Source organism: Roseibium limicola (assembly GCF_017313085.1).
GTDB classification, from domain to species: Bacteria; Pseudomonadota; Alphaproteobacteria; order Rhizobiales; family Stappiaceae; genus Roseibium; species Roseibium limicola.
Genome location: NZ_JAFLNF010000010.1, coordinates 23,562 through 39,486, shown reverse-complemented (window position 1 = coordinate 39,486; position 15,925 = coordinate 23,562). Strand labels below are relative to the sequence as shown.

Genomic DNA, 15,925 nt, shown 5'->3' with positions numbered 1-15,925 from the left:
CCGCAGACCCATCGCTGAAGTCTGGATCCCCGCCCGCGCGGGGAGGACGGAAGAAATCTCCTGCTTCCGGCTGAGAGTGTCTCAATTTTCTGCCAAATGCCGCATTGCAGCACATCCATTGGTAATTCCTCCAAAAAATATGCAACGATGGCACAGCCAAAGCGTTTCACCCCCGAGTGATACCCTCCGCTCAAGCGATGACGCTTGCTTTCAGTCTGGTTTCTCGCCCGAAATCAGGCCTGACTGTGGATACTCCAGAGGGACGACGGGACCAGTGAGCTGGCATTTTGCCGGTTCAAACGATGGTCTCATTGCCACCTCGGACTTCGGTCCGACGGCGGACCGGAATTTGAAAAGGAATTGACCGACACATGTGTGGCATCTGCGGAGAAGTAGTCTTCAACAACGACATGGCGAACACGGCACGGGTTGACCGAATGGCGCAAGCCATGGCGGCGCGCGGGCCGGATGCAATGGGCGTCACCATGCGCGGACGGGTTGCCTTCGGGCATCGGCGTCTGAAGATCATCGACCTCTCCGATCTGGGCGCTCAGCCCATGACGGATGCCACCCTCGGCCTGACCCTGGTTTTCAACGGCTGTATCTACAATTATCAGGACCTGCGCCAGGAACTGCAGAACAAGGGGCACAGCTTTGCCTCGACTTCCGATACGGAAGTCATTCTGAAGTCCTTTGCCGAGTGGGGCCACGACTGCTTCAACAAGTTTCACGGCATGTTCGCCATCGCCATCCACGAGCACGGCTCCGGCCGCGTGCATCTGGTGCGCGACCGCTTTGGCATCAAGCCGCTGTATCTGGCTGAAAAAGACCAGCGTCTGGCCTTCGCCTCTTCCCTGCCCGCGCTTCTGGCCGGCGGCAACATCGACAAGGACATCGATCCGGTTGCTCTCAACCACTACATGTCCTGGCACGCTGTCGTCCCCGCCCCGCGCACGATCCTGAAAGGTGTCCGCAAGCTCCCGGCCGCCACCATCCGCACCATCGAGACGGATGGGTCCTACAAGGACGTCACCTTCTGGGAGCCGAAATTCGAGAAATCCGCCGAAGACCTGAACCGCTCCGCCGAAGAGTGGGATGACATGGTTCTGGAAAGCCTGCGCACCGCTGTGCGCCGCCGCATGGTCGCCGATGTTCCGGTCGGGGTCCTGCTGTCTGGTGGGGTTGATTCCAGTCTGATCGTCGGGCTTTTGGCCGAAGAAGGTCAGAAGGACCTGGCGACTTTCTCCATCGGCTTCGAGGAAGCCAATGGCGAGAAAGGCGACGAGTTCCAGTACTCGGATCTGATCGCCAATCACTATGGCACCAACCACCACCAGATCTTCATTCCCTCAGCCCATCTGCAGGAAAATCTTCCTGGCGCCATCAGCGCGATGTCCGAACCGATGGTGTCTTACGACAATATCGGTTTCTATCTGCTGTCACGTGAGGTTTCCAAGCACATCAAGGTGGTGCAATCCGGCCAGGGTGCTGACGAGGTCTTTGCCGGCTATCACTGGTATCCGAAGATGCAGGGCTCCAACGCTCCGGCCCAGGACTACGCAGCCGCCTTCTTCGACCGCACCTATGCCGGCATGAAGGAGGCCGTCAGCCCACACTATATGGCCAACCGCGACGAGAGCCTGGCTTTCGTCGAAGCGCAATTCGCCCGCTCCGGCGCCGAGGATCCGGTCGACAAGGCGCTGCGTTTGGACACCAACACCATGCTGGTGGACGATCCGGTCAAGCGCGTCGACAACCACTCCATGGCCTGGGGCCTCGAAGCCCGCGTGCCTTTCCTCGATCATGAACTGGTGGAACTTGCCGGGCGTATTCCGGCGGAACACAAGCTGGCCCATGGCGGCAAGGGCGTGCTGAAGGAAGCGGCGCGCAAGGTCATTCCGTCGGAAGTCATCGACCGGCCCAAGGGCTATTTCCCGGTCCCGGCGCTGAAGTACATTCAAGGCGATTACCTCGACATGGTGCGCGACACGCTGACAAACCAGAAAGCGCGTGAACGCGGCCTGTTCAACACAGGCTATCTCGACAAGCTGTTTGCGGCCCCGACCGAACACATCACGCCCCTGCGCGGTTCGGAATTGTGGCAGGTGGCCTTGCTGGAAATGTGGCTACAGGCACAGGAGGTCTGAGCCCATCATGGCGGACCAAGAAGTCCTCAAGCGGAAGACCGCATACGATCACCGCTTGAAACGCATGCGCGATCAGGGCGGTAAACCGCAATATCAGAAACCGGATCAGGAAAACCAGAAGAACCGGGTCGCCGAATGCGGCTGGGGTCGGTTGATCTTCGGCAACACGTTTTCCGAGGCAGCCGAGCTTGTGGACGTGCTGCGCGACGAGCGGCCGGACCAGCGCGACATTGCGTTTTACGTGCGTGATCCGCATGTGCTGCTGGCCGGGGCGCCGCAGGAGCTGTTCCTTGATCCTTCGCACACCTACCGGACCAATCTGTCGACCTATCGGGCCGCGCGCAACCGGCGCAAGGGCTTCACCATCCGCCGTCTGTCTTCGCGCTCCGATGCCGAGGCCATCAACGTGCTCTACGCCAGCCGGCGCATGGTGCCCGTCTCCCTCGACTTCTTCTGGAACCAGATCGATCAGCGGGTTCTGACCGTTCTGGTGGCCGAGGAAGACGAGAGCGGTGCCATCGTCGGCACCGCGATGGGCGTCAATCACGCCGAGGCAACCAACGGCGCCGACATGGGCTCATCCCTGTGGTGCCTGGCGGTCTCCCCCCAGGCGCGCTTTCCCGGTATCGGCGAGGCGCTGGTGCGCCGCCTGGCAGAACAGTTCAAGGGCCGTGGACTGGCCCACATGGATCTGTCGGTGCTGCATGACAACACCCAGGCCATCGCACTGTATGAAAAGCTTGGGTTCGAGCGGGTGCCATTCTTCACGGTCAAGATGCGCAACACCATCAATGAGGCCCTGTACTCCGGCCCGAAACCGGAAGAGGATTCGCTTAATCCGTATGCCGAACTGATCGTCAACGAAGCTCGCAAGCGTGGCATCCGGACAGACATCATTGACGCTCGAGGCGGCATCTTCCGGCTGACTTATGGCGGTCGCTCCGTGCGTTGCCGTGAAAGCCTGACCGACTTCACCTCCGGCGTCGCCATGTCGATCTGTGACGACAAGCAACTGACCCACCGGGTGGTCTCCAATGCGGACATCCGGGTTCCCGAGCAGATCCTCGCCGGCGAAGCCGATGCCGAAAAGTCCTTTCTGGAAAAACATGGTTCCGTCGTCGTCAAGCCGGTGCGCGGCGAACAGGGCAAGGGCATTTCCATCGGCCTGACCACCGCCGACGAATTGCACAACGCCATCGAGGCGGCGCGGGCCTATTCCGACGCCGTTCTGATCGAGGAATGCGTCGAGGGGGCAGATCTGCGGTTGGTCGTCATCGACTACAAGGTCGTCGCCTGCGCGATCCGAAAACCGGCCGAGATTATCGGCAATGGTCGCTCATCGGCGCGTGAGCTGATCGACACCCAGTCCCGACGCCGCGCCGCTGCAACCGGGGGCGAATCACAAATTCCGCTCGACCGGGAGACCGAACGCTGTCTGAGGGCCGCAGGTTTCGATTGGGACAGCGTCGTCCCGGAGGGCCAAACTGTGCCGGTGCGCAAGACCGCGAACCTGCATACCGGCGGCACCATTCATGACGTCACCGGCGAGACCAATCATGTGCTGATAGACGCAGCAATCCGCGCCGCGCGGGCCATCGAGATCCCGGTTACAGGCATTGACCTGATGGTCAAATCGCCGCGCGAACCGGACTACCATTTCATCGAGGCCAACGAGCGCCCCGGACTGGCCAACCATGAGCCACAACCCACAGCCGAGAGATTTGTCGATTTCCTCTTTCCGCTCTCCGTGCCACAATCGGTCAGAGAAGCCATGACAAGAAACGGGAAATGACCTTGCTTGCGATAGACGTCGACTACCTGAGCCAAACTCTGAAGAACCTCCTGGCCATTCCAAGCCCGACCGGCTTTACGGATGAAATTGCCCGGCACGTTTGCAAGGAGTTGGACCGCCTCGGCGTCTTTTACGAGTTGACACGACGCGGCGCGATCCGCGCCAAGCTTCCCGGCAAAAGCCCGAAACCGGCACGCGCCATCGTCTCGCATCTCGACACCCTGGGGGCTCAGATCAAATCCCTGAAACCCAATGGCCGCCTGGAACTCGTGCCCATCGGCACCTGGTCCGCGCGGTTTGCCGAGGGCGCGCGCGCCAGCATCTTCACCGAAAGCGGCGCCTTTACCGGCACCATCCTGCCGCTGAAGGCTTCCGGGCACACCTATAACGACGAGATCGACAATCTCCCCATTGGCTGGAATTACGTCGAATTGCGCATTGATGCCTACGCCCGCAATGACGACGACCTGCACAAGCTTGGCGTTGAAGTCGGCGATATTGTTGCCATCGACCCGCAGCCGGAGTTCCTCGACAACGGCTTCATCGTCTCGCGGCACCTCGACAACAAGGCCGGCGTCGCCGTCATGCTGAGCGCGCTGAAGGCCTTCCTCGACGAGGACGTCCAGCCGACCGTCGACATGTTCTGGCTCTTCACCATCGCTGAGGAAACCGGCCATGGCGCCTCGTCCATCCTGACCCCGGAAATCGCCAGTCTGGTTGCCATTGACAATGGCACTTCCGCGCCGGGCCAGCAGTCGGAAGAATTCGGTGTCACCATATCGATGGGGGACGAGACCGGGCCGTTCGACTATCACCTGACGCGCAAGATCGCCCAGTTGTGCCGGGAAAATGCCATCAAGCACCAGAAGGACGTCTTCCGCTATTACCGCTCGGATGCGGCCTCTGCCGTGGAAGCCGGCGCCGATGTACGCACGGCGCTGATTACCTTCGGCGTCGATGCCAGCCACGGCTATGAGCGCATCCACATGCACGCCCTGCGCTCGCTTGCCGAACTGGTCAGCGTCTACGGCACGAGTTCCGTGGAAATCCAGCGCGACGCCCGCGAATTCTCATCGCTGAAGGGTTTTACCAATCAACCCACCGACGACGCCGCCCAGACGCTGTCGCCGGAAACCAAAAAGCCAAAGCCGGATGTCCTGGTCGACGAGATGGAAGAAGAGGCCGACTAGGCCTTTCCGCGATTATCGTTCCAACAGACAGGCCTCGGCGCACCGGTCCCGGATCAGCGCTGCCGCTTGTCCGGGATGACGATGGAGGAGTTGCGCCTGAGAACAGAGAGCAGCGGAGGAACCAGACAGCCGCGTCTGCCTTCCCCGAAGGCCACGCCCCTCCCCCGTCATACCCGCCCAAGCGGGGATCCAGACTTTATGTTCTCGACACGGGCGAAGAGCTGGATCCTCGGCACAAGGCCGAGGATGACGGTGGTGGGGTGCGAATACTCCAAGCAAAACCTCTCTTTCGTCATCCCGGGCGCAGACCCGGCATCGGTGAGCCACGGCCCTACCGCGATCATCCTTCCATCAGACAGGCCTCGACGCACCGGTCCCGGATCAGCGCAGGCGCTTGTCCGGGATGACGACGGAGGAGTTGTGCCTGGGAACAGAGAGCAGCGGAGGAACCAGACAGCTGCGTCTGCCTTCCCCGAAAGCTACGTCCCTCCTCTGTCATACCCGCCCAGGCGGGGATCCAGACTTTATGTTCTCGACACGGGCGAAGAGCTGGATCCTCGGCACAAGGCCGAGGATGACGGTGGTGGGGTGCGAATGCCCCAAGCAAAACCTCTCTTTCGTCATCCCGGGCGCAGACCCGGCATCGGTGAGCCACGGCCCTACCGCGATCATCAAAAACGAAAACGGCGTCGTGGGGCGCCGCTTTTTGTTTGTCAGTCCATCACACCCTTCTAGTCGTCGGTTGTCGGGGTCAGGTTGTTGAAGGCGCCACCAAAAGGCGATGGGTTGGCGCTTTCAGCTGGGGCCGGTTCGGCCTTGGGGGCGAGGCTGTTGAAGGCACCACCAAAGGCAGATGGGCTGGCCGGCTGGGTCGAGACGGTCGGTTTGGTGGCTTCTTCGGCTGCCTTTTGGGCCTTCATCCGTTCCCGTTGAGCTTCGAGAAGCTCCTCCTGACGGGCACGCTTCCCATCGAGGATCTGCTGTTTGCAGACGCCGGCATCTTGCTGGCTGCCCTGCCAGGACAAGAACCCGACAATTGCAATGAGCAAAAAGAATACGCTCAGGGGATGCACCAGCACACTCAACACCGGGTTGCCATAGACCCGCGACTGGGCCGCCCGGCCTGAGCGTAGCATGTCCTTGCGCCGGGTCTGGGCCTCATTGACCATCGCGCCGATCAGCGTGATACCGATGATGATCACCGCCAGCGCCGACAGGGATGGATCCGTACCCAGCCGCACCTTCGAGGCCAGAGCGGTGGTGAAGGTGCTCTGGGACATGATGGTGAAGACGGTGGTGTTGTAATTTTCAAAACTCGCCAACAGCGTCAGAAACGCGGCTGAGCCGATGGCAGGGGCGAGAAATGGCAGCAGAATCTTGCGAAACGCCTGACCCGGCGTCGCCCCCAGATCCAGGGCCGCTTCCGTCAGGGTCGGGTCAAAGCGCTGCAGCCGCGCCATGAAAACCAGCATGGCATAAGCGGAGACGAAGGTGACCTGCCCGGCCAATGTCAGGAACATGCCGTTGAAGAACAGACTGTCATAGCCTGCGCCGACACCACGCCCGACGGCGCCCCAGAAGACGATGGTCGAAATGCCCAGAACCACGCCGGGTACCAGGATCGGCGTGATCAGCACAGTGTAGAGCGTCGCCCGCAGTCTCGGTCCCAGCTCGGACAACGCCAGCGCGCCGGCCAGACCGACGGGTACGGCAATGCAGACGACGCCAAAGCCGATGACCACGCTGTTGAGCAACCCACCCATCAGGCGGCTGTTGCCGAAGAGCACACCGAACCACTCTGTGGTGAAACATTCCCACGGGGTGATGCGGGGAAACGACGAAGAGTTGAAGGCGGTGACGACCATGATGATCAGTGGGCCGAAGAGGAAGGCAAAAAAGAGCAGCGAATAGCCGACGGCCAGCGGGCCGCCTCCGGTCTGTTTGTTCATCGCCCGATCTCCCCGATGGATACCTTGAAGACGCGCATCATCATCATGACGAAGCCGATGCAGACGAGAAGCAAGATGACGGCGTAAGCCGACCCCCTTTGCCAGTTGGCCGACTGGTTGAACCACTGATAAATCAGCTGTGTGAACCACAGATTGGACGGGCCGCCCAGGATCTGAGGTGCGGCAAGCGCTCCGGCGGTCAGCATGAACACCATGGTTGCGCCCGAGGCGATGCCCGGCTTGGCAATGGGCAGAACCACCCGCCAATGCACCCGCCACCAGCTGGCGCCCATGTCGCGGGCCGCCTCGATCTGATTGCGATCGAGGGCTTCCACCGCATTGAAGATCGGGAAAATCATCAAGAGGATGTAGGCATAAACGAGGCCCGAATACAGCGCCACATCGGCCCGAATGAAGTCGATGGGAACATCCCAGAGCCCCATGTTCATGCCAATGCCGTTGACCAATCCGGTGGCACCGAACAGGACGCGAAAGGCGAAGGCGCGCAGGATCTCATTGACCCAGAAAGGCACAATCAGACCGATCACCATCAGCCGGGCGGCGACGCCGGTGGCCGAGTGGGCCAGAATGAAAGCGATCGGATAGCAGATCGCAATGTCGATCAGCGTGACGATCAGAGCCGCCACCAGGGTCTTGACCAGAATGCCGATATCGAGCGTGTTGATCGTGCCGTCATTGCCCTGAAAGAAATAGGCGTAATTGTCGAGCGTGTAGACATCGTTGGCTCCGCCGATCTGTGACTGAGGCAGATTGTAACGAAAGGAAAAATCGACCATGGCCAGCTGCGGCAGGACGATCAGGAAGACCACCCAGAAGAAAACCGTCAGGCCGATGAAACAGGCCACCCCAAGTCCATGCTTGTTGGTGAAACTGGTAAAACTGGCTTGCAAGGCTCCCATGGCTCAGGTCCCCGCCAGAGGCCCGTGCGGCAGCACGATGGCCTGATCGGCGGAAAATCCGGCAGTGATCACCGAGCCGCTGAGGTCGTCCGTCTTGGCGCCCAGATTGATCCGGCTGAGCCGAAGATCTACCCCTTGCGAATTGAGGAAGAGATGCCGGGCGTTGCCCTCGAACTCCTCCTTCAGAGCTTGTGCAGTGAAGCTGTTGTCTGGCTGCACGCCGTTGGCGATGGTCATCTGCTCGGGCCGCACGAAGAGATAGCACTCGTCGCCCGGCTTGTAGGTGCGTCCGCCGGCTGCGATGCCGCGCAAGGGGCCGACGGGGGTTTCCAGCAGAACTTCCTTGCCTGACTGACTGCTGACTTTTCCTGAAAATGAGTTGGATTCTCCGACAAATGACGCGACGAACGCGGTCTTCGGACGGTTGTAGATGGCTTCCGGATCGCCAATCTGTTCCACCACGCCCTGGTTCATCACGGCGATGCGGTCAGACATGGTCAGCGCCTCCCCCTGATCGTGGGTGATGTAGATGAAGGTCAGACCCACGCGCTGCTGGATGGCGCGAAGCTCGGTGCGCATGTGATGCCGAAGCTTCAGGTCGAGCGCCGACAACGGTTCATCAAGCAGCAGGATATCCGGTTCGACAGCCAGGGCACGGGCAATGGCCACACGCTGCTTCTGGCCACCGGACAGCTCATGCACTTTCTTCTCGCCGACACCGGGCAAGGCAATCATGTCGAGCAGCTCATCCGCCTTCTTGCGGCGTTCCTTCTTGCCGATACCGCGCACTTCCAGCGGAAAGGCGATGTTGTCGGCAACCGACATCAACGGAAACAGGGCGAGGTTCTGGAAGATCAGCGCGGTCGGACGCTTGTTGGGGCCGACCCCGCGCATGTCCTTTCCGCCGATGGTCACCATACCCTCCGTCGGGTCGGTGAAGCCGGACACGCAACGCAAAAGCGTGGTCTTGCCGCAGCCCGACGGACCGAGAAAGGAGAAAAACTCCCCGCCCTTGATGGTCAGATGCGCATTGTCGACGGCAGTGAACGACCCGAAGCGGATCGACACATGATCCAACACAATATCTTTAGTGGTCATAGGCGGCCAGGCCTCTCAAAACTAAAAAGTGCCTGCGCGGGCAAAGCAGGCTCAAGTGACAGGGAATGGAGAGTTCAAACAAAGCTCTCCCGTCGGGGCCGAACGTCAATTCGGCCCCGTGGAGATGTCGCAGATCCGCTTGCCGGCTTAGGCAGACAGGAACTTGTTGGTGTATTCAGTCCGCTTTTCGGAATACCAAGGCGCTTCTGCCGGCCAGGCGTTCAGGTTGGCCAGAGCATCGCCGGGGTAAGCGTCGGCAAAGTTCTTGGCGTAGATCTCGCCACCGAAATCGGCAGCCCCGATCACCGGAGAGTTGTAGCCGTGGGTCTGAATGGCCTCGCCTGCCAGTTTGGCATCATAGGCGGCATCGATGAAGGCGTAGATCTGATCGATGTTCTTGGCACCGGTTGGCATCGCCATACCGTCAACCCAGGCCATAGCGCCTTCCTTCGGCGCCCGGTACATCACCGGCTCGCCCGCCGTCTTCAGGGCAATCGGAGGACCGTCCCAGGTCTGACCGACAATGACGCCTTCGTTCAGCAGACCATTCTTCTGCGTATCGGCATCGTTCCAGATCAGCTTGATGTTTGGCTTTTTGGCGATGGCGGCCTCAATCAGCTTGGTCCAGACTTCGTCCATTTTCTCCGGGGTCTCATAGGCAGCCCACATGGAGCCGGCATCCATCTCGCCACGAGCTTCCAGGCCAAGACCCAGACCCAACAGCATGGAGTGGCCACGGCCCATGGTCTTGCCGGCGTTGGCGTCATCCCAGACGTCGTAATAACTCGGGAATTCTCCTGCCGGGGTGAAGGCGTCGGTGCGCCAGGAAATGCCCTCGGTGCCCCAGATGTGCGGCAACCAATGGACGCCCTTGTCGCCGAAGTTCCAATGGGTTTCGCCCAGAGCCATGGCCGGGTTGACCTTTTCCAGAGCGACCTTGGACATGTCGAACGGCTGCAACAGGCCAAGCTCAGCCCACAGAAGGTTGCGGTTGACGGTCGGAGAGACGATGTCGAAGCCTTCGCCGTTGGTGGCTTTCAGCTTGTTGATGATCTCTTCGTTGGAGCCAATGCCGGTGAAGTTGAGCTTGATCCCCGTCTTGTCGGTAAAGCCGGTGACGAAGCTTTCCGGAAGATAGTCAGACCACATCATGATGTTGATCTCACCGGAGGACGCCAGCACGCTGGAGCTTACGATGGCCGGCATGGCAAGACCGGCCCCTGCTGCGGCAGACGTTTTCAGGAACTGGCGTCGGCTTGCGCGGACGTCCTTGATGTTGTTGGTCATACAATATTCCCCTCTGAAATCCCTGGGGTGGAAGGCCCCTTCGGGATGAAGCGTTTCAGCGGCGTCGACCCTATTTTCTAGGTTTTTTGCCTGACGCTGCGGCGCACCAAAAAGACTATTGCGATGCGATATCCGCCCTTAGATCCAGAAGTTGAAAACTATGGAGCCAGAGGTGGAATTTCGGATTGGAAACTGGTGATATAGAATGTGATCACAACCTCGCTTTTGGCCCAACAGTGCGAACTGACCATAGACAATGCTCGACCCCTATTTCTCCACACCGTTCGACCCGGACCGACGCCTGCAGCACCAGATCCAGGAGAGGCTGATTGAAGCCATTCTCGCGGGAGCCTGGCCAACGCATGAGCCTCTGCCGGCAACTCGGGTGATGTCGAAGACCATCGGCGTGTCGCGCAACACGATTTCGCTGGTCTATGAGCGGCTGGCCGAGGACGGCTATCTGATCCCGCTGCCGCGCCGCGGTTTCTTCGTCAACGACAAGGCGGTTCGGGAGCGACTGAGCCTGCGCCAGGGCGGTGAGATGAACAGCGGTCTGCCCGATCCGCACCCTTTCGAGCTGCGCAACCGGCTGAAGATCAGCTATGTGGAACAGGAAAATATTCACAAGCCGTCTGACTGGCGGCGGTTCCCCTACCCGTTCGTCTATGGCCAGATCGACCCGGACAAGACCTCAGTCACCCGCTGGCGCGATTGCGTCCGGCTGGCCGGGACGGCCCAGCATGCGCCGAAGTGGATCTCCGATCTGGTGGACAGCGACGACCCGATGCTGGTCGACCAGATCATCCGCAAGATACTGCCGCAACGTGGCTTTCGGGCCAACCCGAACAACATTCTGGTGACCGTCGGTGCCCAAAACGCCATCTATCTGGCCGCGCGGCTGTTTTGCGAAGACGGCACGCGGGTCGCTCTGGAGGATCCCGGCTACGTCGACACCAGGAATATTTTCCTGACAATGGGGGCAAAAATCTCGCCACAGGCGGTTGATTCATTCGGTATGCGCGTCACACCGGAGCTGGCTGACACGGAGCTGGTCTACATCACCCCCAGTCACCAGTCGCCGACCAACGTCACCATGTCGCTGGACCGGCGCCTCGCTCTGATGGCTGCGGCCGAGTCCCACGATCTGGTGATCATCGAAGATGAGTATGAGCACGAGCTGAACTTTGTCGGTGCGCAGAAACCCTCGCTCAAGAGTCTGGATCGCAGCGAACGTGTGCTGCATGTGGGCAGCCTGTCCAAACCGCTGTTTCCCGGCTTGCGGCTGGGCTTCATTTCGGCGCGGGCAGATATCATCGAGGAGCTGCGCGCCCTGAGGCGGCTGATGTATCGCCATCCTCCGGCGCAGGATCAGCGCGCCATGGCGCTGTTTCTCGCCGAAGGTCATTACGACAGCCACATCCGGCGGCTGCGTAAAACACTGGCATCCAAGTGGCGGACGATTTTTTCCGCAGCGGAAACCCATATGCCGATGTGTGAGGTCACCCCGACCACCGGCGGCACCGGCATCTGGGTGCGGGTGCCCGAAGAACTCGATCTGGCGGAGTTGCAGCGCGAGGCGGAAGCCGATGGGGTGTTGCTGGAGCGTGGCGATCTGCGCTTCTTGCGGCCCGATGCCCACCGCAGCTACATCCGCCTCGGCTTTGGTGCCATCGCCGAAGACAAGATCGCACCCGGCCTGAAGCGTCTCGGTGCAGTCATCCGCCGCCTCGACCCAAAAGCCCGTGGGTGATTTGAAACTTAGATTGGGTCCCGGGTCGAGCCCGGGAGAGCAGAGTGCTCCGGCAAAACAAGTGAGAAGCCAAGCGGCCTCAGACTTCTTCAGTCTGGCGGGTTTTCAGCAGCTTGGCCTTCTCCGGGTCCTCGATGAACTTGTCGAGCATGTCCGGATATTCCGGGTTCACCAGACCAGCAGAAATGACAAGCTTGGCCGCATCCTCGACGCTCATGGAGAGTTCGATGATCTCTTCCTTGGGCACGAACAGCAGGAAGCCGGAAGTCGGGTTCGGGGTGGTCGGCAGAAAGACGGACATCGTATCGGCCTTGTCGAGCAGACGCTTGGCCACTTCGCCCCTGGTATCCAGCGAGATGAAGACAATGGCCCACAGGCCCCGGCGCGGATATTCGATCAGCGCAGCCTTGGAAAACGACGTGCCGCGTTCGTTCAGAACCGTTTCAAAAATCTGCTTCAGGCCGCTGTAGAGATTGCGGACCAGCGGCATGCGGTTGACCAGGCTTTCGCCGAGACGGAGCATCGAGCGGCCCAGGAAATTGGCTGCCAGAAAACCGATGATGGTCAGCAGGACGATTGCCGTAACCAGGCCGAAACCGGGCACCGGAAACGGCAGATAGGTGTCGGGATTATAGGTATGGGGGATCAGCGGCTTGACCCAGCCGTCAACCCACTGGATGAACGTCCAGGTCAACCATAACGTAATGCCGATGGGGCCGGCGATCACCAGACCTGTCAGAAAGTAGTTGCGCAGGCGCGTGGAAAACTTTGCCTTGTGAGGCGCTGGGGGGACCGGATCCGGCATCTGCTCTTTACGCGTCATTCGAGTTTTCCAAAAGGGCCGCAACATCATCGCAATTGCGATGCAAGTCCATTACATAGGTGTTCCTAGCAGGTTTAAACATCCTGTGCGGATATTAAATTTTGGGCGCGGCCGCGCACCCAATGCGACATTTGGAGGCACTTGCGTGCGGCGCACCACGTTCAAGATCTTAGGGATTGGCTTCGTTCTCATCGGGCTGATCGGCGCTGTCCTGCCGCTGCTCCCGACCACGATCTTCTTCATCCTTGCCGCTGGCTGTTTCGCCCGCTCCTCTCCGGAGCTTGAAGCCCGCATTCTGGACCACCCGCGTTTCGGGCCGATGGTCCGCTCCTGGCGCGACCACGGCGTCATTCCGCCGAAAGCCAAGATGATGGCCGTTGGTGGCATGGTCATCGGCTATGTCGGGTTTTACGTCGGCAGCCAGCCGCGCCTGGTCTGGGCACTGGGCGTGGCCGCGGTGTTTGCCGCCTGTGCCGGTTTTGTGCTGTCACGCCCCTCGCATCCGACGGCCTGAGGCAATGGCCTGATCGGGTCAGACGTCGGGAATAAGCCGCTTGCCGAGAGACACGGCCTCGTCTTCCGAAAAGCCGAGCGCATCATAAAAGCCGCGTGCCTTGTCGTTGCCACGGCGCACCAGCAAGTTGATTTTTGGGCATCCAAGCGCAAGCAAATAGGCCTCGCAATGGGCCATCAACCGGCGCCCAAGGCCCGCTGACTGGTGATCCGGATGGACCGCAAGATAGTAGATCGTGCCGCGATGGCCGTCATACCCCACCATCACCGAGCCGACCACGGCCGCCCCGACCAGCACCACAAACAGCCGCCCGACCGGATCAGTCAGCTTGCGGTTGATGTCCTTGTCCGCGTCGTTCCACGGCCTGACCAGGCCGCTTGCCTGCCACAAGGCAATCACGGCAGCGCGCTGAGGCTCCTGAAATTCAACGATTTCAAGCGCCACAGCCTCGCTTACAGCATCACTCATGAGAGCTGTCTTTCTTGTCTGACAAAAGCCATTATTCGACGGTGACGGACTTCGCCAGATTGCGCGGCTGATCCACATCCGTGCCCATGAAGACAGCCGTGTGATAGGAAATCAGCTGCACCGGCAGGGCGTAGACGATCGGCGCGGCGATTTCCGGCACATCCGGCATGATCACCACATCGTCGGCTGCATTGCCGCTTTCTGCCGCGCCTCTGGCATCGGTGAGAAGCACGATACGTCCGCCACGCGCGGCCACTTCCTGCATGTTCGACACGGTCTTGCTGTAGATCCCGTCATAGGGCGCAATGACGAAGACCGGCATGTTCTCGTCGATCAGCGCGATCGGCCCATGCTTCAACTCGCCAGCCGCATAGCCTTCCGCATGAATATACGACAGCTCCTTGAGCTTCAGTGCGCCTTCCAGTGCCAGCGGGAAGTTGGTGCCACGGCCCAGATACAGCGCGTTGGGCGCCTTTGACAGGGACTGCGACAGGCGCTCGATCTCGACTTCGCGCTTCAGGGCCTGCACTGCATAGCCCGGGATTTCCGCCAAGGCGCCGACCAGCTCGCTTTCCTGCTCTTCGCTCAGCACGCCACGAATACGGCCAGCCTGGACCGCGAGTGCGGCAAGAACCGCAAGCTGACAGGTAAAAGCCTTGGTTGAGGCAACGCCGATCTCCGGTCCGGCAATGGTCTGGAACACCACATCGGATTCACGCGCGATGGTGCTTTCGGCCACATTGACGACTGCGCCGATTCTGGCGCCATTCTGCTTGCAGTAGCGCAGCGAGGCGAGCGTATCCGCTGTCTCGCCGGACTGGGAAATGAACAGCGCAAATTCGTCCTCGGAGACCGGCGTCTCGCGATAACGGAACTCGGAGGCAACGTCGATTTCCACCGGCAGGCGTGCGTATTTCTCAAACCAGTATTTCGCCACCAGACCAGCGTAATAAGCTGTTCCGCAAGCGGAAATGATCACCCGCGAGATCTTGTCGAAGCCGGCGGTCTCAATGCCCGGAACAGACGCTTTCCTTGTGCCGAAGTCGATGTAGCGGCTCAGGGTATGGCCGATGACTTCCGGCTGCTCGTGGATTTCCTTGGCCATGAAATGGCGGAAGTTGCCCTTGTCGATCAGCGCAGATGTGACCGAAGACTTTGATTCACCACGTGACACGGGCGCATTTTGCGCGTCAAAGACCTCGACCGAGGTGCGGGTCAGAACCGCCCAGTCGCCTTCTTCCAGATAGGTGATGCGGTCGGTGAAGGGGGACAGGGCAATGGCGTCTGAGCCGAAGAACATTTCGCCTTCGCCGTGACCAATGGCCAGGGGCGAGCCCTTGCGGGCGCCGATCATGATGTTGTCTTCACCGGCGAACAGAAACGCCAGTGCAAAGGCACCATGCAAACGCGGCAGCACAGCAGCAACTGCGTCTTTTGGCGTCGAGCCGTTGTCCAGCTCACGGTTGACCAGATGCGCCACCATTTCCGTGTCGGTGTCGCTTTCCAGAACAGAGCCAAAGCCCTCGATTTCCGCCCGCAATTCCAGGTAATTTTCGATAATGCCATTGTGGACGACAGCCACACGCCCGGCCATATGCGGGTGCGCGTTGCGGGTGCTCGGACCGCCATGGGTTGCCCAACGGGTGTGGCCAATGCCGGAGGTGCCTGCCAGCGGGTTCTTGCCGAGTGCTGCGTCGAGGTTGCGCAGCTTGCCCTCTTCGCGGCGACGTTCCAGCGTGCCATCGACCAGAACGGCGACGCCGGCGGAATCATAGCCGCGGTACTCAAGCCGTTTCAGCGCATCCACCAGACGAGGGGCAACTTCACTTGCGCCCAGAATGCCGACGATCCCACACATATGTAATTACCCTCGTAAAAAATGACTTGTCCGCTTTACGCGGTGCATCTGAAAAAACGAAATCAATCCCTGTTTCACTTCGTGACAGGGAGGTCTGAAGGCGTATCCGCCAACACTCAGGCGCTTGAA

General features: G+C 60.3%; 12 protein-coding genes. 5 read left to right on the top strand and 7 right to left on the bottom strand.

Annotation, left to right across the window (positions count from 1 at the left end; all coding sequences use genetic code 11):
- Positions 1 to 371: 371 nt before the first annotated feature.
- From J0X15_RS18895 to J0X15_RS18885, 3 genes are read left to right on the top strand one after another with little or no spacing between them, the layout of a single operon-like run.
- Positions 372 to 2,147: an N-acetylglutaminylglutamine amidotransferase gene (locus J0X15_RS18895; RefSeq protein WP_206944275.1), complete on the top strand. Its 1,776-nt coding sequence runs from the start codon at positions 372 to 374 to the stop codon at positions 2,145 to 2,147.
- Positions 2,148 to 2,154: 7 nt separating this feature from the next.
- Positions 2,155 to 3,939 carry an N-acetylglutaminylglutamine synthetase gene (ngg, locus tag J0X15_RS18890; RefSeq protein ID WP_206944273.1) on the top strand — a complete coding sequence of 595 codons (1,785 nt, stop codon included), beginning with the start codon at positions 2,155 to 2,157 and terminating at the stop codon, positions 3,937 to 3,939.
- Complete coding sequence (locus J0X15_RS18885) at positions 3,936 to 5,129, top strand: osmoprotectant NAGGN system M42 family peptidase (protein WP_206944271.1); 1,194 nt, start codon at positions 3,936 to 3,938, stop codon at positions 5,127 to 5,129. The genes ngg and J0X15_RS18885 overlap by 4 nt, the downstream gene beginning before the upstream one ends.
- Before the next feature lie 731 nt (positions 5,130 to 5,860).
- Here the strand turns inward: J0X15_RS18885 and J0X15_RS18880 are convergent.
- The 4 genes from J0X15_RS18880 to J0X15_RS18865 form a co-directional block, all read right to left on the bottom strand.
- Positions 5,861 to 7,078 carry an ABC transporter permease gene (locus J0X15_RS18880; protein ID WP_206944269.1) on the bottom strand — a complete coding sequence of 406 codons (1,218 nt, stop codon included), beginning with the start codon at positions 7,076 to 7,078 and terminating at the stop codon, positions 5,861 to 5,863.
- Entirely contained in the window at positions 7,075 to 7,998 is a 924-nt protein-coding gene (locus J0X15_RS18875) for an ABC transporter permease (protein WP_206944267.1), read from the bottom strand. Before J0X15_RS18875 ends, J0X15_RS18880 begins: the two co-directional genes overlap by 4 nt.
- Positions 7,999 to 8,001: 3 nt before the next feature.
- Positions 8,002 to 9,096, bottom strand: coding sequence for an ABC transporter ATP-binding protein (locus J0X15_RS18870; RefSeq protein WP_206944265.1), 1,095 nt, complete (start codon positions 9,094 to 9,096; stop codon positions 8,002 to 8,004).
- Positions 9,097 to 9,243: 147 nt separating this feature from the next.
- Complete coding sequence (locus tag J0X15_RS18865) at positions 9,244 to 10,383, bottom strand: ABC transporter substrate-binding protein (RefSeq protein WP_206944263.1); 1,140 nt, start codon at positions 10,381 to 10,383, stop codon at positions 9,244 to 9,246.
- 256 nt (positions 10,384 to 10,639) lie between these two features.
- Between J0X15_RS18865 and J0X15_RS18860 the strand changes: the two genes are divergently transcribed.
- A complete protein-coding gene (locus J0X15_RS18860; RefSeq protein WP_206944261.1) occupies positions 10,640 to 12,133 on the top strand; it encodes an aminotransferase-like domain-containing protein in 1,494 nt (497 codons plus the stop codon).
- A gap of 79 nt (positions 12,134 to 12,212) precedes the next feature.
- On the opposite strand, the gene J0X15_RS18855 is transcribed toward J0X15_RS18860, so the two are convergent.
- Complete coding sequence (locus J0X15_RS18855; protein ID WP_408015354.1) at positions 12,213 to 12,956, bottom strand: DUF502 domain-containing protein; 744 nt, start codon at positions 12,954 to 12,956, stop codon at positions 12,213 to 12,215.
- Positions 12,957 to 13,101: 145 nt separating this feature from the next.
- Here J0X15_RS18855 and J0X15_RS18850 point away from each other — a divergent pair, with 145 nt between their 5' ends.
- A complete protein-coding gene (locus J0X15_RS18850) occupies positions 13,102 to 13,470 on the top strand; it encodes a YbaN family protein (RefSeq protein WP_331461955.1) in 369 nt (122 codons plus the stop codon).
- Between the two features lie 18 nt (positions 13,471 to 13,488).
- On the opposite strand, the gene J0X15_RS18845 is transcribed toward J0X15_RS18850, so the two are convergent.
- Positions 13,489 to 13,938: a GNAT family acetyltransferase gene (locus J0X15_RS18845; RefSeq protein WP_206944257.1), complete on the bottom strand. Its 450-nt coding sequence runs from the start codon at positions 13,936 to 13,938 to the stop codon at positions 13,489 to 13,491.
- Between the two features lie 31 nt (positions 13,939 to 13,969).
- The gene (glmS, locus tag J0X15_RS18840; protein ID WP_206944256.1) at positions 13,970 to 15,796 is read right to left on the bottom strand and encodes a glutamine--fructose-6-phosphate transaminase (isomerizing); all 1,827 of its coding nucleotides are present in this window, start codon (positions 15,794 to 15,796) and stop codon (positions 13,970 to 13,972) included.
- Positions 15,797 to 15,925 lie beyond the last annotated feature (129 nt).